The 18,612-nt window shown below is 53.3% G+C and carries 16 protein-coding genes, 1 tRNA gene and 1 pseudogene; 13 read left to right on the forward strand and 5 right to left on the reverse strand.

Annotation, left to right across the window (positions count from 1 at the left end):
* Position 1: 1 nt before the first annotated feature.
* Positions 2-2,083, forward strand: a complete 2,082-nt coding sequence (gene recG, locus FDW88_RS10455; RefSeq protein ID WP_115257159.1) for an ATP-dependent DNA helicase RecG — start codon at positions 2-4, stop codon at positions 2,081-2,083.
* A 42-nt stretch (positions 2,084-2,125) separates the two neighbouring features.
* Here recG and gltS read toward each other — a convergent pair whose 3' ends face one another.
* The gene (gltS, locus tag FDW88_RS10460; RefSeq protein ID WP_096759063.1) at positions 2,126-3,331 is read right to left on the reverse strand and encodes a sodium/glutamate symporter; all 1,206 of its coding nucleotides are present in this window, start codon (positions 3,329-3,331) and stop codon (positions 2,126-2,128) included.
* A 225-nt stretch (positions 3,332-3,556) separates the two neighbouring features.
* Between gltS and xanP the strand changes: the two genes are divergently transcribed.
* Together xanP and FDW88_RS10470 are read left to right on the forward strand one after the other, a co-directional pair.
* Positions 3,557-4,948, forward strand: a complete 1,392-nt coding sequence (xanP, locus tag FDW88_RS10465; protein ID WP_096759062.1) for a xanthine/proton symporter XanP — start codon at positions 3,557-3,559, stop codon at positions 4,946-4,948.
* Positions 4,949-5,069: 121 nt separating this feature from the next.
* Positions 5,070-6,779 (forward strand): AsmA family protein, encoded by a 1,710-nt coding sequence (locus FDW88_RS10470; protein ID WP_137362514.1) that lies wholly within the window; start codon positions 5,070-5,072, stop codon positions 6,777-6,779.
* 90 nt (positions 6,780-6,869) lie between these two features.
* Here FDW88_RS10470 and yicI read toward each other — a convergent pair whose 3' ends face one another.
* The gene (yicI, locus tag FDW88_RS10475) at positions 6,870-9,188 is read right to left on the reverse strand and encodes an alpha-xylosidase (RefSeq protein ID WP_137362515.1); all 2,319 of its coding nucleotides are present in this window, start codon (positions 9,186-9,188) and stop codon (positions 6,870-6,872) included.
* Positions 9,189-9,538: 350 nt separating this feature from the next.
* Between yicI and FDW88_RS10480 the strand changes: the two genes are divergently transcribed.
* Positions 9,539-9,633, forward strand: a tRNA-Sec gene (locus tag FDW88_RS10480).
* 139 nt (positions 9,634-9,772) lie between these two features.
* Complete coding sequence (locus FDW88_RS10485) at positions 9,773-10,540, forward strand: hypothetical protein (protein ID WP_137362516.1); 768 nt, start codon at positions 9,773-9,775, stop codon at positions 10,538-10,540.
* Between the two features lie 38 nt (positions 10,541-10,578).
* Here the strand turns inward: FDW88_RS10485 and FDW88_RS10490 are convergent, their stop codons facing one another.
* Positions 10,579-10,770 carry a toxin-antitoxin system HicB family antitoxin gene (locus FDW88_RS10490; protein WP_137362517.1) on the reverse strand — a complete coding sequence of 64 codons (192 nt, stop codon included), beginning with the start codon at positions 10,768-10,770 and terminating at the stop codon, positions 10,579-10,581.
* 135 nt (positions 10,771-10,905) lie between these two features.
* Between FDW88_RS10490 and FDW88_RS10495 the strand changes: the two genes are divergently transcribed.
* The 5 genes and pseudogenes from FDW88_RS10495 to FDW88_RS10515 all read left to right on the forward strand — a co-directional run bounded on the left by FDW88_RS10495 (position 10,906) and on the right by FDW88_RS10515 (position 14,323).
* The gene (locus tag FDW88_RS10495) at positions 10,906-11,196 is read left to right on the forward strand and encodes a SymE family type I addiction module toxin (protein WP_137362518.1); all 291 of its coding nucleotides are present in this window, start codon (positions 10,906-10,908) and stop codon (positions 11,194-11,196) included.
* A gap of 168 nt (positions 11,197-11,364) precedes the next feature.
* A complete protein-coding gene (locus FDW88_RS10500; RefSeq protein WP_117342569.1) occupies positions 11,365-11,625 on the forward strand; it encodes a type II toxin-antitoxin system Phd/YefM family antitoxin in 261 nt (86 codons plus the stop codon).
* A gap of 3 nt (positions 11,626-11,628) precedes the next feature.
* Positions 11,629-11,931 (forward strand): type II toxin-antitoxin system RelE/ParE family toxin, encoded by a 303-nt coding sequence (locus FDW88_RS10505; protein WP_137362519.1) that lies wholly within the window; start codon positions 11,629-11,631, stop codon positions 11,929-11,931.
* 289 nt (positions 11,932-12,220) lie between these two features.
* Positions 12,221-12,499: pseudogene (locus FDW88_RS10510) on the forward strand (hypothetical protein); the annotation flags it as partial.
* A 327-nt stretch (positions 12,500-12,826) separates the two neighbouring features.
* Entirely contained in the window at positions 12,827-14,323 is a 1,497-nt protein-coding gene (locus tag FDW88_RS10515) for a C69 family dipeptidase (protein WP_137362521.1), read from the forward strand.
* A gap of 45 nt (positions 14,324-14,368) precedes the next feature.
* On the opposite strand, the gene FDW88_RS10520 is transcribed toward FDW88_RS10515, so the two are convergent.
* Entirely contained in the window at positions 14,369-15,271 is a 903-nt protein-coding gene (locus tag FDW88_RS10520; RefSeq protein ID WP_137362522.1) for a LysR family transcriptional regulator, read from the reverse strand.
* A 112-nt stretch (positions 15,272-15,383) separates the two neighbouring features.
* Here FDW88_RS10520 and FDW88_RS10525 point away from each other — a divergent pair, with 112 nt between their 5' ends.
* Together FDW88_RS10525 and FDW88_RS10530 are read left to right on the forward strand one after the other, a co-directional pair.
* Entirely contained in the window at positions 15,384-16,391 is a 1,008-nt protein-coding gene (locus FDW88_RS10525; RefSeq protein WP_115257141.1) for a zinc-binding alcohol dehydrogenase family protein, read from the forward strand.
* A gap of 1 nt (position 16,392) precedes the next feature.
* Positions 16,393-16,698, forward strand: a complete 306-nt coding sequence (locus FDW88_RS10530) for a putative quinol monooxygenase (protein WP_115257140.1) — start codon at positions 16,393-16,395, stop codon at positions 16,696-16,698.
* A 39-nt stretch (positions 16,699-16,737) separates the two neighbouring features.
* On the opposite strand, the gene FDW88_RS10535 is transcribed toward FDW88_RS10530, so the two are convergent.
* Positions 16,738-17,514 carry an SDR family NAD(P)-dependent oxidoreductase gene (locus FDW88_RS10535; RefSeq protein ID WP_115257139.1) on the reverse strand — a complete coding sequence of 259 codons (777 nt, stop codon included), beginning with the start codon at positions 17,512-17,514 and terminating at the stop codon, positions 16,738-16,740.
* Positions 17,515-17,661: 147 nt separating this feature from the next.
* Here FDW88_RS10535 and FDW88_RS10540 point away from each other — a divergent pair, with 147 nt between their 5' ends.
* Positions 17,662-18,606, forward strand: coding sequence for a LysR substrate-binding domain-containing protein (locus tag FDW88_RS10540; RefSeq protein ID WP_137362523.1), 945 nt, complete (start codon positions 17,662-17,664; stop codon positions 18,604-18,606).
* Positions 18,607-18,612 lie beyond the last annotated feature (6 nt).

Genomic DNA, 18,612 nt, shown 5'->3' on the forward strand with positions numbered 1-18,612 from the left:
GATGAAAGGCCGTTTACTGGATGCCATTCCACTTAATTCCCTGACGGGCGTTGGCGCAGCGCAAAGCAGTAAACTGGCTAAAATCGGCCTGCACACCGTACAGGATCTCCTGTTACACCTTCCTCTGCGTTATGAAGACCGCACGCATCTGTACCCAATTGGCGAGCTTTTGCCGGGCGTCTACGCCACCGTAGAAGGAGAAGTGCTGAACTGCACTGTCACCTTCGGTGGTCGGCGAATGATGACCTGCCAGATAAGCGACGGTTCCGGCATCCTGACGATGCGTTTTTTCAACTTCAGCGCGGCAATGAAAAATAGCCTGGCGACAGGTCGGCGAGTGCTGGCCTACGGTGAAGCCAAGCGCGGGAAATACGGGGCAGAGATGATCCACCCGGAATACCGCGTACAGGGCGATCTCAGCACCCCGGAACTGCAGGAAACGCTCACGCCAGTTTACCCAACCACGGAAGGGGTTAAGCAGGCTACGCTGCGCAAACTTACCGATCAGGCGCTGGATTTGCTCGATACCTGCGCCATTGCCGAACTGCTGCCGCCCGAACTGTTACAGGGCATGATGAGCCTACCGGAAGCGCTGCGCACGCTGCATCGTCCACCGCCATCGTTACAGCTCAGCGATCTAGAAACCGGACAACATCCGGCGCAGCGGCGCCTGATCCTCGAAGAGCTCTTAGCCCATAACCTCAGTATGCTGGCATTGCGCGCCGGGGCGCAGCGTTTTCATGCCCAGTCACTGAGTGCCAACGATACGTTGAAAAACCAGCTGCTGGCCGCGTTACCCTTTAAGCCCACAGCCGCACAGGCGCGGGTGACCGCTGAGATCGAACGCGACATGGCGCTGGATGTCCCGATGATGCGCCTGGTACAGGGTGATGTCGGATCTGGTAAAACCCTGGTCGCCGCGCTCGCTGCCCTACGGGCTATTGCCCACGGTCAGCAGGTAGCGCTGATGGCACCAACCGAACTACTGGCCGAACAGCATGCGAATAACTTCCGTAGCTGGTTTGCCCCACTTGGCATTGAAGTCGGCTGGTTGGCCGGTAAGCAGAAAGGTAAAGCGCGTCTTGCCCAACAGGAAGCCATTGCCAGCGGGCAGGTACAGATGATTGTCGGTACACACGCCATTTTTCAGGAGCAGGTTCAGTTCAATGGTCTGGCGCTGGTGATTATCGACGAACAGCACCGCTTTGGCGTTCATCAACGTCTGGCTCTATGGGAAAAAGGTCAGCAGCAGGGTTTCCACCCGCATCAGCTGATCATGACTGCCACGCCGATCCCGCGTACTCTGGCAATGACCGCCTACGCCGATCTCGACACCTCGGTGATAGACGAACTCCCGCCGGGTCGTACGCCGGTCACCACGGTCGCTATCCCGGATACCCGTCGCAGCGATATTATTGATCGCGTGCGCAACGCCTGTACCCATGAAGGACGTCAGGCTTACTGGGTCTGCACGCTGATTGAAGAGTCTGAATTGTTAGAAGCCCAGGCGGCAGAAGCCACGTGGGAAGAGCTGAAAATTGCCCTACCGGAACTCAATATTGGTCTGGTGCACGGACGCATGAAGCCCGCCGAGAAGCAGTCGGTGATGGCTGCCTTCAAGCAGGGAGAACTGCATCTGTTGATCGCCACCACGGTGATAGAAGTCGGCGTGGACGTCCCCAACGCCAGCCTGATGATTATCGAAAACCCGGAACGTTTAGGTCTGGCCCAACTGCATCAGCTACGCGGCCGCGTCGGTCGTGGCGCGGTGGCCTCCCACTGCGTGCTGCTCTACAAATCACCGCTGTCAAAAACCGCGCAGAAACGCCTGCAGGTCCTGCGAGACAGTAACGACGGATTTGTGATTGCGCAAAAGGATTTGGAGATTCGCGGCCCCGGAGAATTACTGGGGACACGACAGACGGGGACGGCGGAATTCAAAGTAGCGGATTTACTACGCGATCAGGCAATTATTCCGGAAGTTCAGCGCATTGCCCGTCATATTCACGAACGTTACCCACAACAGGCGGTGGCGCTGATTGAACGCTGGATGCCGGAAACCGAACGCTATTCCAACGCGTAATCGATAAATAGCGGCGGCGGTTGTCACACCGCCGCACGGCCTTTATTGCGCAAAAATTGGCAACAACAAATACAGCTTAATCACCAGCGCGTTAACGATGTCGATAAAGAACGCCCCTACCATCGGCACGACTAAAAATGCAGTATGCGATGGACCAAAACGCTCGGTAATCGCCTGCATGTTGGCAATCGCCGTCGGCGTTGCGCCGAGACCAAAACCACAGTGCCCGGCTGCCAGCACAGCGGCATCGTAGTTCTTGCCCATCATGCGCCAGGTGACAAATATGGCGTACAGCGCCATGAAGATCGTCTGCACCACCAGAATCGCCAGCATCGGCAGCGCCAGCGAAGCCAGTTCCCACAGCTTCAGGCTCATCAACGCCATCGCCAGGAACAGCGACAGACTCACGTTGCCCAGCACGGAAACCGCGCGTTCAAACACCCGATAAAAGCCCATTAACGCCAGGCCATTGCTGAGGATCACCCCAACAAACAGCACGCAGACGAAGGTCGGCAATTCCAGCACGGTACCCACCAGCAATTGCGCAACGATTTTGCCCACCGTCAGACAGATAGCGATCAGCGCGATGGTTTCAATCAGCACCAGAGAGGTGATGATGCGCCCGACATCCGGTTTTTCAAACGCAGTCGGCACGGCCTGATCGTCCGGCATACCGTCAGGCGTAGTGGAGTGCTTCACCAGATAGCGCGCGACCGGGCCGCCAATCAGTCCACCCAGCACCAGGCCAAATGTTGCGCACGCCATCGCCACTTCGGTGGCATTGGTAAAACCGTAGCGCTCAATAAACAGCTTACTCCACGCCGCGCCCGTACCGTGTCCACCGGAAAGCGTAATCGAACCGGCAATCAGCCCCATCAACGGGTCAAGACCCAGCAGGCTCGCCATCCCGATCCCAATGGCGTTCTGCATCAACAGCAACCCCACCACCACAATCAGAAAAATGCCCACCACGCGGCCACCGGCGCGCAGGCTGGCGATGTTGGCGTTCAGGCCGATAGTGGCAAAGAACGCCAGCATCAACGGGTCACGCAGCGTCATATCGAAATTAACTTCCCAGCCCATGCTCTTTTTCAGTACCAGCAGTGCGATCGCCACCAGTAAACCACCCGCAACGGGCTCAGGTATCGTGTATTTCTTCAGGAAGGGAACAGACTGGACGAGCTTACGTCCCAGCAGCAACACCAGCGTTGCCGCAACCAATGTAGATAACGTATCGAGGTAAAACATAGACAGCTCCATTAGTGCGTTTAGCACAATCACGCACGATGTATTCCAGATCGATTTTTAGGTCTTTTTAGGTTTTCGGGGTGGATTTTAAGCAGAAAATGACAAAAAGTTATATAAAAAGGTGAGTTCATCGGTTTTAAATATTAAGAATACCTGCTAGCAAACGTTTGCTTTTCTGTTCTGGTCAGATAAAATCACCGCTTTTCCACCATGGGATTGCCTCTGATGTCCGTTAACGCCGTAGAGCCAACAAATGCGCAACCGGTTGCGCAGGCTCACAACAGTGAACTGATTTACCGTCTTGAAGATCGCCCCCCGTTAGCCCAGACCCTGTTTGCCGCCTGCCAGCACCTGCTGGCGATGTTCGTCGCGGTGATCACGCCAGCCCTGCTTATCTGTCAGGCGCTCGGTTTACCGGCTCAGGATACTCAACACATTATCAGTATGTCGCTGTTCGCATCCGGCGTAGCCTCCATCATTCAGATTAAAGCCTGGGGGCCGGTTGGCTCAGGGCTGTTATCTATTCAGGGCACCAGCTTTAACTTTGTAGCACCGCTGATTATGGGAGGCACGGCGCTGAAAACCGGCGGTGCAGATGTCCCGACCATGATGGCGGCACTGTTCGGTACGCTGATGCTGGCGAGCTGCACGGAAATGGTTATCTCGCGCGTACTGCATCTGGCGCGCCGTATTATTACCCCGCTGGTCTCAGGTGTGGTGGTGATGATTATCGGCCTGTCGCTGATTCAGGTAGGCCTGACGTCAATCGGTGGCGGCTATGCCGCAATGAGCGACAACACCTTCGGCGCACCGAAGAATCTGATGCTGGCCGGCGTTGTACTGGCGCTCATTATTCTTCTTAACCGCCAGCGTAACCCGTACCTGCGCGTGGCATCACTGGTGATTGCCATGGCCGCAGGCTATCTGCTGGCCTGGTTTATGGACATGTTGCCGCAAAACACCGCCCCGGTGAGCCAGGACTTCATCATGGTACCAACGCCGCTATATTATGGCCTGGGCATCGACTGGAGCTTACTGCTGCCACTGATGCTGGTCTTTATGATCACCTCTCTGGAAACCATCGGCGATATTACGGCCACCTCCGATGTCTCCGAACAACCGGTCTCCGGCCCGCTGTACATGAAGCGTCTGAAAGGCGGCGTTCTGGCAAATGGCCTGAACTCGTTTGTTTCCGCCGTGTTCAATACCTTTCCGAACTCCTGCTTCGGGCAGAACAACGGGGTGATTCAGTTGACTGGCGTAGCCAGCCGCTATGTTGGCTTTGTAGTCGCGCTGATGCTGATCGCGCTGGGTCTGTTCCCGGCGGTCAGTGGGTTTGTACAGCACATCCCTGAGCCGGTTCTCGGCGGCGCTACGCTGGTGATGTTCGGTACCATCGCCGCCTCCGGGGTGCGCATTGTTTCTCGCGAGCCGCTGAATCGCCGCGCTATTCTGATTATTGCACTGTCGCTGGCCGTTGGCCTGGGCGTCTCCCAGCAGCCGCTGATCCTGCAGTTTGCCCCGGACTGGGTGAAAAACCTGCTCTCCTCAGGGATTGCCGCAGGCGGTATTACCGCTATCGTTCTGAACCTCGTTTTCCCGCCAGAGAAACAGTAAGCGACATGCGGCGTTGATTCAGAATCAACGCCGCTGTTACGCTCTTTCACCATTCCCGCCTTGAGGATTGCGCGTAAATCGTGCATAACTTGACTACGTGTACTTTGCGGGATGGAAGACCATGAAATTTATTGGAAAGCTGCTTCTTTACGTGCTGATCGCCCTTGCAGTGGCGATCCTCGGTCTCTATTTTCTACTGCAAACCCGCTGGGGCGCCGAGCATGTCAGCGCCTGGGTGTCAGAGAACAGCAGCTACCACCTGACGTTTGATGCCATCGATCATCGGTTTTCTTCGCCCTCCCACATTCTGCTGGAGAACGTCGCCTTTGGTCGGGATGGCCAGCCCGCCACCCTGGTAGCAAAAAACGTTGATATTGGGCTGAGCAGTCGTCAAATCACCGACCCGCTGCACGTCGACACCATCCTGTTGCAAAACGGTACGCTGAATCTTTCTCCACAAACTGCACCGCTGCCGTTCCAGGCCGATCGCCTGCAGCTACAGGATATGGCACTCAACAGCCCCGGAAGCGAGTGGAACCTCAGTGCGCAGCGCGTAAACGGCGGCGTGATCCCCTGGAGCCCTGAAGCCGGAAAAATACTCGGCAGTAAAGCGCAGATCCAGCTCAGCGCCAGCTCGTTAACGCTGAACGATGTTCCTACGACTAACGTGCTGATTGAAGGCAGTATCGATAACGATCGCGTCACGTTAAGCAATATTGGCGCCGATGTGGCGCGCGGCGCATTGACCGGCGTGGCGCAGCGAAACCCCGACGGCAGTTGGGTGGTGGAAAATCTACGGCTAAACGACATTCGGTTGCAAAGCGATAAATCGCTGACCGACTTTTTTGCGCCGCTCACCACCATTCCCTCGCTGCAAATTGGTCGTCTTGAGGTGACAGATGCCCGTCTACAAGGCCCTGACTGGGCGGTAACGGATCTCGATCTCAGCTTGCGCAACATGACCTTCAGTAAGGACGACTGGCAAACCCAGGAAGGTAAGTTGTCGATGAACGCCAGCGAGTTTATCTACGGCTCGCTGCACTTCTTCGATCCTATTCTCAACGCTGAGTTCTCGCCGCAGGGCATTGCGCTGCGCCAGTTCACCACCCGCTGGGAAGGCGGTATGGTCAGAACCTCCGGCAACTGGTTGCGCAATAGCAAAGCGCTTGTTCTCGACGATGCCGCAGTTGCCGGGCTGGAATACACACTACCGGAAAACTGGAAACCGCTGTGGGTGAAGCCCTTGCCCACCTGGCTCGACAGCCTGACGTTGAAGAAATTCAGCGCCAGCCGCAATCTGGTGATTGATATCGACCCAGCCTTCCCGTGGCAGCTCACCGCGCTGGACGGTTACGGCGCCAACCTCGGACTGGTGCAAAATCACCAGTGGGGGATCTGGAGCGGCAGCACCACGCTCAACGCCGCGGCCGCCACGTTTAACCGTACCGACGTACGCCGCCCTTCACTGACGCTTACGGCCAACAGCAGCACGATCAATATCAGCGAACTGAGCGCGTATACCGAGAAAGGGTTGCTGGAGGCTACCGCCAGCATCTCACAACTTCCGCAGCGCCAGACGCAGGTCAGCCTGAACGGTCGCGGTGTGCCAATGACTATCCTACAACAGTGGGGATGGCCTGCGCTGCCGATTTCCGGCGACGGTAACATCCAACTGACTGCCAGCGGCACTCTGCACGCAGATACGCCGCTGAAGCCCACGGTGAACGGTCAACTGCATGCGGTGAATGCCGACAAGCAGCAAGTGACACAGACGATGAGTGCAGGTGAGATTTCGGGCGGCGAAGTGATGTCGACCGAGCCTGCGCAGTAAGGTATCGCCGGTAGAGCAAATACTACCGGCCCAAAAAGTTGTGCACACCGTGGTGCCGGCATCGCCATCCGGCACCACGTTCACATGCACTTACAGGGTAATGGTCAACGCATTGCCTTCTGCTGTAATCACCACACCCCACTCGCTCCCTGTAGATGAACCGCCCTTCACGCCGCCAATCTGCGGGATGTTACGCAGACACAGCGTCCAGTTGCGCGCCTCACCTTCCCCCGCCAAGGTGATGGTGTTATCCACACGTTTCACCCTCAGCGTGAAGATTACCGAGCCGTCAGCGGCCGGCACGTCACAGACGGCTTCACGCCCCTCCTCCAGATGGAACAGCTGGAACGCAGTGCCTTCATGCCAGGCGTAATCCGGCTTCTGGTTATTGCTGCCCAGCGCCAGCAGGGTGTTGTCACGCACGTAGACCGGCAGGCTCAGGAAGTCATGCTGCTGTTTATGCCAGCGACTGCCCACAATCTCGTCGTTACGCCACAGGTGCGTCCAGCGACCTTCCGGTAGGTAGAACTGCACATCTCCCGCTTCAGAGAACACCGGGGCCACCATCACGCTGTCGCCCAGCATGTACTGACGGTCAAGGTAATCACACGCCGGATCGTCCGGGAATTCGAGCATCATCGCACGCATCATCGGCGTGCCATACTCGCTGGCGCGCACAGCTTCGCGATACAGATACGGCATCATGCGGCATTTCTGCTCGGTGAAGTAACGCACCACATCGCAGGACTCGTCGTCGTACGCCCATGGTACGCGGTAGGATTTGCTGCCGTGCAGACGACTGTGGCTGGAGAGCAGCCCAAACGCACACCAGCGTTTGTAGACGTGCGCCGGGGCGGTATTCTCGAAGCCGCCGATGTCGTGACTCCAGAAGCCAAAGCCGGACAAGCCGATGGATAAGCCACCGCGCAAGCTTTCCGCCATTGATTCGTAGTTGGCGTAGCAGTCGCCGCCCCAGTGCACCGGAAACTGCTGCGCGCCCACGGAAGCAGAACGGGCGAACAGCACCGCCTCTTCTTCCCCCACGGTCTCTTTCAGCACGTTCCACACCAGTTCGTTGTAGATGAACGCATAATGGTTGTGCATTTTCTGCGGGTCAGCGCCGTCAAACCACTGCACATCCGTCGGGATACGCTCGCCAAAATCGGTCTTGAAGCAGTCCACGCCGATATCTACCAGGCCTTTCAGCTTGTTGGCATACCACTCGCAGGCCTCTGGATTGGTAAAGTCATAAATCGCCAGCCCCGGCTGCCATTTATCCCACTGCCACACTGAGCCGTCCGGCCGCTTAAGCAGATAGCCTTTTTCTTTCAGTTCGTTGAACAGCGGCGATTTCTGCCCGATGTACGGGTTGATCCACACGCAGACCTTCAGGCCTTTCTCCTTCAGGCGACGGAGCATGCCTTCCGGGTCCGGGAACGTCACCGGGTCCCACTCAAAATCACACCACTGGAAGGCCTTCATCCAGAAGCAGTCGAAATGGAAAACGTGCAGCGGCAGATTGCGCTCGGCCATGCCGTCGATAAAGCTGTTCACCGTCGCTTCATCGTAGTTGGTGGTGAACGAGGTGGTGAGCCACAGACCGAACGACCACGCAGGCGGCAGTGCAGGGCGACCGGTAAACTGGGTATAGCGATCCAGCACCGCTTTCGGGGTCGGGCCGTCGATCACGAAGTATTCCAGATACTCGCTTTCCACGCTGAACTGCACCTTTGACACCTTCTCGGAGCCAATTTCAAACGACACACACTGCGGATGGTTCACCAGCACGCCGTAACCACGATTGGTGACATAGAACGGGATGTTCTTGTAAGACTGCTCGGTACTGGTGCCGCCATCGCAGTTCCAGGTCTCGACCGTCTGACCATTACGCACCAGCGACGTAAAGCGTTCGCCAAGCCCGTACACCGTTTCGCCGACGCCCAGATCCAGGCGCTCGAACATATAGTTGCGATCGCTGTTAGCATCCTGCACGTAGCCATTATTTTTCAACTGGCTGCCGGTAATGCGCTCCCCGTTGCGTAAAAAATCGAGGGCCCAGAATTCGCCTTTGGTTACGCGCACACTTAAATTACCGCTCTTCAATTCGGCAAAGTCGGCGTTATCGCACATCTCAACCTTCACGTCCTGCAGCACGTTCAGCGGATAATGCGGGCCGTTATCCAGCGCTCCCTGAAAGTGCTCCATACGCACGCCCACCACGCCTTCCTGCGGCGAGAAGAAGCGCAGCGTAAACATCGGGGTGTCCAACTGCCAGGTTCGCTCACGCACGTCGCGCGGCGCAACGTAGACCACCATCTCATTACCCTGCTGTTCAACATCGAACACCTGAACGGGGTTTATTACATTCAGACCTGGCTGGGTCATCCAGTTTCCGTCACTAATTTTCATCGTCTGTTCCTTTAGTTCTGAAATGCTTTCGCCTTAACGTCCTGTTGATTGCGTCGGTCAGATACGGGGCATAAGGTGTACACAGGCATACTGGTACCGGTTACAGTTTTTGTAAATCATCACGCGGGACATGGGTATTCCGATATCTCGTTATCAAATTACGATTCTTGTTTTCTGTGATCGGGGTAGCGTCAAAAAATAAACATCACTGTAACTTATGGATTTTGTGGGGATTTATATGAAATCGATCATGTTATAGCGAAACGGAAGTTAAAAAAGTGAGTCAGGGGGTGTGGAAACCCAAGGAAGTAGCTATAATGCGCCCCGCCTCCATGTAGCAATCGAGGCGCGGAAGATCGTCATCTCCGGTGAGGTGGCTGGACTTCAAATCCAGTTGGGGCCGCCAGCGGTCCCGGGCAGGTTCGACTCCTGTGATCTTCCGCCAAAATTTATCAAAAAATCACGCTAATTATTTTTACTTTTCACGGTTTTAGTAACATTATTGAACGATTCACTCTGGAAAAACTGAAAATATTGTAACTTTGATATGTATTTTTTAGTTTCTAAATCATAGATGAGGGTATATGACTCCTGGCGAGATTGCTGCATACATTGGCGCGGCTGCATGGCTTCCTCAACTCATTAATCTATTCTATAAGTACTTAACAAAGCCAAAGCTTAGAGTATTTTTCAATAATACAGCTGAGATAAGTTACACTTCTTTTGGGCCAATTCTCAATATTAGAATGGGCGTATTGGCGGAAAAGAAATCTCTTTTGTTAGAAGACATATCTCTCGAAATCAGGCATTCCGATGGTGATTTGCACTTTTTGAAATGGGCGGGAATTACTGAGATTCATAGCGAAATAAGTGATCAGAATGGAAACAAGCAAGTCATATCAAAAGAACAACCCCCGATTGCATTGAAATTATTTCAAGATTTGCTCACAGAAAAATTCATAAAATTCCAAGAACCAAAATATCATGAGCAAGATTCAATATTAATTAATGAATTAAACTCACATGTTAGCTTTTTAGCCAGTAGAAATACCACTGATGTCGCTGCCGAAGCTCTCAAATCATCTCAATTACATAATGTTCTTACTTATCGAGAGAATTATTTTTGGTGGAAGAAGGGGAAATATATTGTTAAGCTCAAAGCTAAATCTCCCGATAGATTTAGCTTTGAGGGAAATATATTTAGCTTTACTTTAAACCAAACAGAAATTGATTTATTAAAATTTAACAGTAAAAGTTTGTCTGAATTCTTAAATGCACATATTGAGAAAAAAGAAGAAATTGGAAATATAAAATGGAATTGGATAAATCCAAAAATTACTAAAGGCGAATAAAATCTTAAGGCCCTAATTGTAGGGGCCTATAACTTAATTCATTCACTCACATCAATTCCAAGCCTTTTTAATTCCTTTCTCCCCAAAGTTTTGAGCCAATTCCCCAAGCTCATCCCCTCTGCCTTTGCAACTGCCTCGAACTGCGCCTTTAACTCCGGCGTAATACGAATCTGGAAGGTCGGGGCTTTTCCGGATTTGGACTGATTTGGGTCTCGTTTAGCCATTGACATGTACGTACCTACAAGTGCAAGATATCACCAATCAGGTACGTACCTTTTCTCTGCCGACCTGACTTATAAACGCCCTCGCCCGGTATTCGCAGTACCTGACGAGAGCTAACCTCACCAACTATCAAGGAGTTGATTATGGCTGATTCGCATTCTACCCCAGACACTGACCAATCCGGAACCGAGCGTTCGTTAATTGTGGGATATCGCCCGAATGTTTTCGACAAATCCACACCCAAAATCATTCTTTCCGGCAAATGGTTACGCGCGGCTGGGTTTGATACCGGACAACAGATTACCGTAAAAGTGATGAACGGTTGTATCGTCCTGATGGTCTATGGCGAACAGGAACAACGGCTGCAGGATGAGCTGCAAGAAGCAAATCAGAAGTTAGAAAGAATTGAGAGCACGCTGGCGACTCTCCAGTGAAGCACGGCTGAACCTGCAAGCGGTACGTACAGGTACACTTGGTGCCGGATGGCGCTTGCGCTTATCCGGCCTACTTTCATAATCCCCTTTGCCCCACCTCATAGTGACCATCAGAAAGATATCGACTATAATGAACGAATCGAACGATTCATACGAAATGGTGACAATATGCATACTCTTACGGCAAATGAAGCCAAAACCCAGTTTGGCGATATGCTACTTAAAGCGCAGCGAGAGCCTGTGCAAATTAACCGTAACGGTAAGCCTGTTGCAGTCGTCGTTTCCATTGAAGACTATGAACAAATGGAAGCCATGAAGCTTCAGTTACTGAAGGCCAAAATTCAGCGTGCTCAAAACGATATTCATTCGGGCAATACTGTCGACGGCGATGCTTTTTTTGATGAGTTGATGGATCAACACAAAGGATAAAAAGTGAGTTACAAACTTACTGGGGAAGCACAGCGCGATATTATTGAGATCCGTGATTACACATCAAGAAATTGGGGCGCTAAACAGTCCAGGGATTATCTTAGGAAATTACAGGTCGTTCTCTCCCAATTAGCTGAAATGCCAGGCATGGGGCAACATCGCATTGATGATTTTGGTGAAGATGTTTACAGCTTTCCTTATGTTAGCCATACGATTTACTATAGTGCACAAGACACAAATATTGTTGTATTGGCAGTCTTACACCAAAGCCGAGTACCAACAAAACATCTGGGACAACATTTGTAGCCCACCACCTTATTTGCCGGATGGCGCTAACGCTTATCCGGCCTACGGCTTCTCTGCCAATAAAAATAAAGCCGCCGATTGGCCCGTTCTTCACAGACCTCCACCCTGCGCATGAGAGAAACTATTCTTTCATTACAGCTATGCGGGGAGAATTAAGAAGAAGAATCACCGGATAAAGCCATCTGGATAAAGACGCACGAACGGATGCTTCTGCGTTTTGTACCAGCCATTATTACTGGACGCGTGCGCAATGAAAAAAACCTGCACGATTATTCTGGTCAGTATTGAGCTGGCGACCATTAACGGCAGGCTGTATGGACATCACACCACGGACGTCAGCAGGAACATTTATTTTAGCTACACCCAACAGCGCGATGCCCGCGTGCTGCAGACGACGCTGGTGGTCAAAACTTTCGCCGATACAGCGGATGAAGATGATATTAACAGCACATTGCCAGGGTTTTATCGCCAGAGCGGGCGAGGCCTGAGCCTGGTTATGGAGGAGTATAAAGGCGCGTGGATTTTTGCAACGTCGAATGTTCCCTCACTGTATTGCCGCAAAAGATAATATCGTAATTTCATTTAAATCCAACATTCACATTTATCATCATTGACTTACGCGACATGGCTCACTGAATCCAGTAATAAGCCATTGCTATTCTTCTCCCCGAATCAGGAAGCATCCTGAATACCTCGATATCCACTGCGTAAAAATCAAGCGAAATGGACGGGTTAGAGCGTCCAGAAGACTTTAACCGACGGATGGATATCCGGAGATAACGTGGGCAGGGGCGTTTATCTCTCTGGCGAGCCATGCCTGACAGTACAGGCGTGATCGCATTAAGGAAACGGTGTGTTTCCGATGTACTTATGGCGTACTTATGAGGGATACATAATGTTTAGTTTTAAAAAGTGCCTGATTGCACTTTCAGTAAACCTGGCGGTTGTTTCATCCGGTTTTGCGTGTACGACCCTGCTGGTCGGCAATGAAGCCTCGGCGGACGGCTCAATGTTGGTGGCCCGTAGCGCAGACAGCGACGCGCTGAAAGCACAGCATTTTTTGATTCATCCGGCGAAACAGAACCAGACCGGGGTATACAGCACCAAAGCACATAATGGTGCGAATGATTTTACCTGGCCGCTGCCGAAAAACTCTCTGCGTTACACTACAGTGCCTAACTGGAAAACCCAGCTGCACGGAGCCACCGGTTTTAACGAACTGGGCGTTGGCGTCAGCGGGACAGAATCTATTTTTGCTTCACCGAAGGCGCTGGCCGTTGACCCGTACGTTGAAGATAAAGGGATCACCGAAGACGATATCCCGGACATCCTGCTGTCACAGAGCAAAACCGCGCGTGACGCGGTGGCCCTGCTGGGGCATATCGTTGAAACCGTCGGCGCAGGTGAAGGTTTCGGCGTTGCCGTCGTGGATGATAAAGAAATCTGGTATCTGGAAACCGGTAGCGGTCACCAGTGGATGGCACAGCGGCTGCCAAATAATCAATATTTTGCCACCGGTAACCAGGGACGTTTACAGGATTACGATCCACAAGACCCGAACATGATGGCGTCGAAAAACCTGATTGAATTCGCCAGCGAAAAAGGTCTGTACGATAAGGCCAAAGACGGCAAATTTAACTTCTCCACAGTCTATACGCGCGATGATGTACGTGACCGTACCTATAACGACCCCCGCGTGTGGACCATCCAGAAAACGTTTAATCCTTCCGTCAATCAGGATATGGCCGCAGGCCGCGAGTTCCCGGTATTCCTGAAGCCAGAGAAGAAGATGACACTGGACGACGTGAAGTCGGTGTTACGCAGCCACTATGAAGGTACTAGCCATGACCCGTACACCAACGGTCTGAACGGCAAAGAGCCGTGGCGCCCCGTCAGTGTGTTCCGCACCTACGAGGCGCACGTGATGCAGGTCCGCCCGTGGCTGCCAAAAGAAATTGGCGAAACGACCTACATTGGCCTCGGTATGGCCGATCTTACCGCCTTTGTTCCTTACTACAGCGGCCTGAAGGCGTATCCGGCCAACTATACGATGGGGACGGATAAAGCGGACGACCAGTCCATTTACTGGAAGTATCGTAAATTACAGACGCTGGCCATGACCGACTATCCTAAGCTCGCGCCCATCGTCAAAAAAGCCTACAAAGCGTGGGAAGACAAGGTTGCACAGGAGCAAAAAGAGGTCGAGGCCGAATATCTGAAGATGGCGAAAACCGATAAGCCTGCCGCAGATAAAATGCTGAATGACTTCAACCTGCGCATCATGGCCGACGCCGAGAAGCTGACGGAAGACCTGGCGAATCAGCTGTTCACTATCCGCACTAAAGATATTCAGTCTGATATTTTCTTTGCTAACGCAGCCAAAAAAGACTGAGTCACCGCCAGGTAAATGGCCTGGTTTGCTGGTGCGGAGACGTTTTCAGCTCTGCGCCAGCGTTTCACACCGCGCCTTCACGGCGTCGTGCAGCAGGCGCACCGCCGTTGAAAGCTGTTTTCGGTGCGGGCAAATCATATTTAGCGGGACTTTTTCCCCCTGATAATCAGGCATCAGCAACTGCAAACGACCGTCACGTACATCTTCACTCACGTCCAGCCACGACTTATACGCAATCCCCTCACCGGCAATCGCCAGACGACGGATCACTTCGGCGTCATCGCTCATAAACGTGCTGTTGACCTGCACACTGCTGACCTCACCGTTGCGCGTAAACGTCCAGCGGTCATGGAGTCGCCCGCGTAAGACGAAGGTCATGGCATTTAACGGCGCTAAATCATCTGGTTTTTGCGGCTCACCGTGCTGCGTAACCCACCCCGGAGAAGCCACCAGCACGCGTCGATTACCAGGAGCCACGGGCAGTGCGATGTAAGACGCATCCTCGGTATTACCATAACGAAACGCGACATCGACGGGATCTTTAAACACATCAGTCACCTGATCGGAGAAAAAGACCCGCAGGCGCAGGGCGGGGTGGCAACGACGAAATGACTGAAAAACAGGCAGCAGCAGGTTACGCCCGAGATCGGACGGCACCGCAATTTGCAGCGTGCCGGAAATCTCATCCTCGGGTGTCTGAATTTTCTGCAGACCGGCATGCATCACGTCCAGCATCTGGCGGGCATAGGGCAACCAGACCTCGCCTTCCGGTGTCAACCGCAGACTACGCGTGGAGCGCGCAAACAAGCGTATGGTCAGCGTGGACTCCAGGCGCTTGATGGCGGAACTGACCTGGGCCGGCTGGACGCCTACTTCGCGCGCCGCATCACTAAAACTGTTAAGCGCCGCGGCGCGGACAAACAACGTGAGATCTTCAAGCCGGAACATTTTCACTCCCCGAGTATAAGTCCTGTCGCCGTGAGGCTATTTTTCCCGTTCTGATGCCGGTTTACCATCGAATTATTCAACAGATAAACAGAATCCTGTAACCGGAGAGATTATGAAAGCCATCGCCATTACCCACGCCGCAACCGACGGCAGTAACATCGCATATTTACAAGAGATTGACCTGCCAACGCCCATTGCCAAAGGGCATGACCTGCTGGTTGAGGTGAAAGCGATTTCCGTTAACCCTGTTGATACCAAAGTTCGCGAGGGATTCAGCGCTGATACCCCGCGTGTTCTGGGCTGGGATGCGGTGGGCGTGGTGAAATCCGTCGGCGAGTCCGTAACGTTATTCACACCGGGCGACGAAGTCTGGTATGCCGGCGCGCTGGGTCGGGCGGGCAGTAACAGCGAATTTCAGCTGGTTGATGAACGCATTGTCGCGCTGAAGCCGCAATCGCTGGATAACGCCTCTGCCGCCGCCCTGCCGTTGACGGCCATCACCGCATGGGAAATGCTGTTCGACCGCCTGGGTGTTGCAGAAAATGGCAACGAAGGCGACGTATTGTTGATCGTCGGTGCGGCGGGTGGCGTCGGTTCTATCCTGACTCAACTGGCGAGTAAACTGACCAAAATGACCGTTATTGGCACAGCATCGCGCCCGGAAAGCCAGAAATGGGTGCGTGAAGCAGGTGCGCATCATGTGATCGATCACAGTAAACCACTGACCGAAGAGCTGGCACGAATTGGAGTTAAAGAGGTCACACACGTTGCCAGCCTGAATAATACCGAACAGCACTATCAGCAGATTATTAGCGCCCTGGCCCCACAGGGCAAACTGGCACTGATTGACGACCCAGAATTCCTTGATGCTCGTCCGCTAAAAGCAAAAAGCATTTCACTGCATTGGGAATTTATGTTTACCCGTTCAATGTTCGAAACCCATGACATCATTGCCCAGCACCAGCTACTGACCCGCGTGGCGCAACTGATCGACTGTCAGACGATCCGTACTACTCTGGGCGAGCATTTGGGCACTATTTCTGCGGCGAACTTACAAAAAGCCCATGCGCAAATTGAAACCGGTCGTGCGGTAGGCAAAATTGTTCTGGAGGGGTTTTAATATGTCTGACACTGAAGTGATTTCTATTATTGCGGTACTGAAAGCCAAACATGGGAAAACCGACGCCCTGAAACAGGCACTGCAGGCCTTACTGATGCCCACGCGTCGGGAACCGGGCAATATAGAGTATGCGCTGTTTCAACTGCGCGATACGCCGGATGTGTTTTACGTGCGCGAATCCTGGCGGGGTCAGGCCGGTCTGGACGACCATATTGCCCTGCCGCATTTCCAGACGTTTATCCTGCAAATGAACGATCTGCTGGCCGAGCCGCTGCGTCTGGATTATCTGACGCCGATTGCGCCTTAATCTCTTGATGAAATCCCCCGCCACACGGGGGATATTCAGTCAGGCATTACGCCCCGCCATCACACCGCCATCCACATCCCAGACAGCCCCGGTCACCCAACCCGCTCTATCAGAAAGCAGGAATGCGACGGTTTCTGCAACGTCAACTGGCGTCCCAACCCGGCCTGTCGGATGGAAGCTATCAAAGCTGCTCATCACCCCCTGCACATCCTCTTTCGGAATAAACCCTTCATAGATAGGCGTGTGTACCACCGCTGGAGAAACGGCATTAACGCGAATACCGCAGCCCCCCAGTTCAATGGCCAGATTTTTCGTTAAGGCATGCAGGCCCGCTTTTGCCATCGAGTAGGCCGAAGAGGGCGTCGCCGCTATCGCTTGTTTTGCCCACATCGAACCAATATTCACAATGGCACCATTTATCTTTGCCGCCACCATATTGCGCACCACATCCCGGGTAATGAAGAACATTGCGCGGTTGAGGCTCATGTACAGATCATAATCCGCAACCTCATGTTCAATAAATGGTTTCGGCAAGAAAACCCCGGCCGCATTGACCAGCAGGCTGATGTCGCGGTGTTCGGTATTCACCGTATCCATCACCTGGTGCATTCCGGCTTCTGACATCAGATCCGCGGCAATGACCGCGACATCACCCATTGCCGCCAGCGCCTGACGCGCCTGCTCAGCTTTATCGGCACGATTACCGACCAGCACCACACGTCCACCCTCTTTCAGGATCAGTTTCGCAGTTTCAAGTCCCATCCCACTGGTCCCGCCCACCACTAACAGTTTTTGTCCGGCAAATAATGCTTTCATCGTTAACCTCGTTTCAAAAATTCCTTGATGCGCTAAAGATGCCACCCGGCAGAGGTGATGACGAATGAGAAGAAATAGCGACACCAGAAAGAAAATCTATCTCGCAGGCGTATACTGAGAACTGCCAATCAGAAGGAACAGAACCAGATGCGTTTACTTAATCGACTAAAATGGCTGCACGCCTTTGAGGCCACCGCCCGCCATGGCAGCTTTACCGGCGCTGCGCAGGAGTTGGGCGTAACGCCCGCCGCAGTCGGACAGTTGGTACGCGCACTGGAAGATTGGGTGGGCCATCCGCTGTTACACCGATCCCGTTCAGGTAAAGAGCGCCTCACGCTGGTTAGTGAAGCGCAGGACGCATTACGCGACATTACCCAAGGACTGGATAACCTCGAATCCGGGCTGAATAAACTGCGCGGTCGTCGGGCACGCTCGGTGGTAATCATCACCGCCTCTCAGGTACTGGTAATGAACTGGCTGATGAGTCGTCTCAACCGTTTCTCGCAGGCGCATGAAAACATCGAACTACGCCTGAACGTGACGGAAAAATTAATGGATGTCGCCCACGGCGAAGCGGATTTGGGTGTGCGCTGCGGAAAAGGTGACTGGCCAGGAGTCAACAAAACCAGGTTGATGGATGAAGAGGCCGTTCTGGTCTGCAGCCCGCTCCTCGTGCCAACAGAAAAAATATCCTGTGGTGAATGGTTGGCCACACAGAAGCTGATCCATGATGATACCCCCCACCACGGTGCCAATTTTCCGTCCTGGGATGATGTTCTGAATGCTACCCATGCTCCCGCCGCACGCGAAAGCGGGCTGCACATCAACTCCACCGCCACCGTGATTCTGGCAGCACTCAGTGGTCAGGGTGTGGCCATTGTGCGCCTCGCGCTGGTGCAACAACTTCTTACTGACGGACAACTGGTCCAGCTTCATCCCAACGTCCGCTGGCCTCTGGCATGGTTATACTACATCGTCACGCCACAGCACGCGGCTATGCGCCCTGAGGTGAAAATCTTTAATGACTGGCTGAAGGCGGATGTGCAGGCAGAGATCCATACCATCTCTGATATGATACCTGCACACAAATAAGACAAT

Origin of the sequence: Citrobacter sp. wls829, from assembly GCF_005280825.1 — a bacterium.
Lineage (GTDB): Bacteria > Pseudomonadota > Gammaproteobacteria > Enterobacterales > Enterobacteriaceae > Citrobacter > Citrobacter gillenii.

What these genes read in the sequence shown, in the direction of transcription:
- recG (WP_115257159.1), top strand. Translation starts at nt 2, where the DNA reads ATGAAAGGCCGTTTACTGGATGCCATTCCACTTAATTCCCTGACGGGC.
- gltS (WP_096759063.1), bottom strand. Translation starts at nt 3,331, where the DNA reads ATGTTTTACCTCGATACGTTATCTACATTGGTTGCGGCAACGCTGGTG.
- xanP (WP_096759062.1), top strand. Translation starts at nt 3,557, where the DNA reads ATGTCCGTTAACGCCGTAGAGCCAACAAATGCGCAACCGGTTGCGCAG.
- FDW88_RS10470 (WP_137362514.1), top strand. Translation starts at nt 5,070, where the DNA reads ATGAAATTTATTGGAAAGCTGCTTCTTTACGTGCTGATCGCCCTTGCA.
- yicI (WP_137362515.1), bottom strand. Translation starts at nt 9,188, where the DNA reads ATGAAAATTAGTGACGGAAACTGGATGACCCAGCCAGGTCTGAATGTA.
- FDW88_RS10485 (WP_137362516.1), top strand. Translation starts at nt 9,773, where the DNA reads ATGACTCCTGGCGAGATTGCTGCATACATTGGCGCGGCTGCATGGCTT.
- FDW88_RS10490 (WP_137362517.1), bottom strand. Translation starts at nt 10,770, where the DNA reads ATGTCAATGGCTAAACGAGACCCAAATCAGTCCAAATCCGGAAAAGCC.
- FDW88_RS10495 (WP_137362518.1), top strand. Translation starts at nt 10,906, where the DNA reads ATGGCTGATTCGCATTCTACCCCAGACACTGACCAATCCGGAACCGAG.
- FDW88_RS10500 (WP_117342569.1), top strand. Translation starts at nt 11,365, where the DNA reads ATGCATACTCTTACGGCAAATGAAGCCAAAACCCAGTTTGGCGATATG.
- FDW88_RS10515 (WP_137362521.1), top strand. Translation starts at nt 12,827, where the DNA reads ATGTTTAGTTTTAAAAAGTGCCTGATTGCACTTTCAGTAAACCTGGCG.
- FDW88_RS10520 (WP_137362522.1), bottom strand. Translation starts at nt 15,271, where the DNA reads ATGTTCCGGCTTGAAGATCTCACGTTGTTTGTCCGCGCCGCGGCGCTT.
- FDW88_RS10525 (WP_115257141.1), top strand. Translation starts at nt 15,384, where the DNA reads ATGAAAGCCATCGCCATTACCCACGCCGCAACCGACGGCAGTAACATC.
- FDW88_RS10530 (WP_115257140.1), top strand. Translation starts at nt 16,393, where the DNA reads ATGTCTGACACTGAAGTGATTTCTATTATTGCGGTACTGAAAGCCAAA.
- FDW88_RS10535 (WP_115257139.1), bottom strand. Translation starts at nt 17,514, where the DNA reads ATGAAAGCATTATTTGCCGGACAAAAACTGTTAGTGGTGGGCGGGACC.
- FDW88_RS10540 (WP_137362523.1), top strand. Translation starts at nt 17,662, where the DNA reads ATGCGTTTACTTAATCGACTAAAATGGCTGCACGCCTTTGAGGCCACC.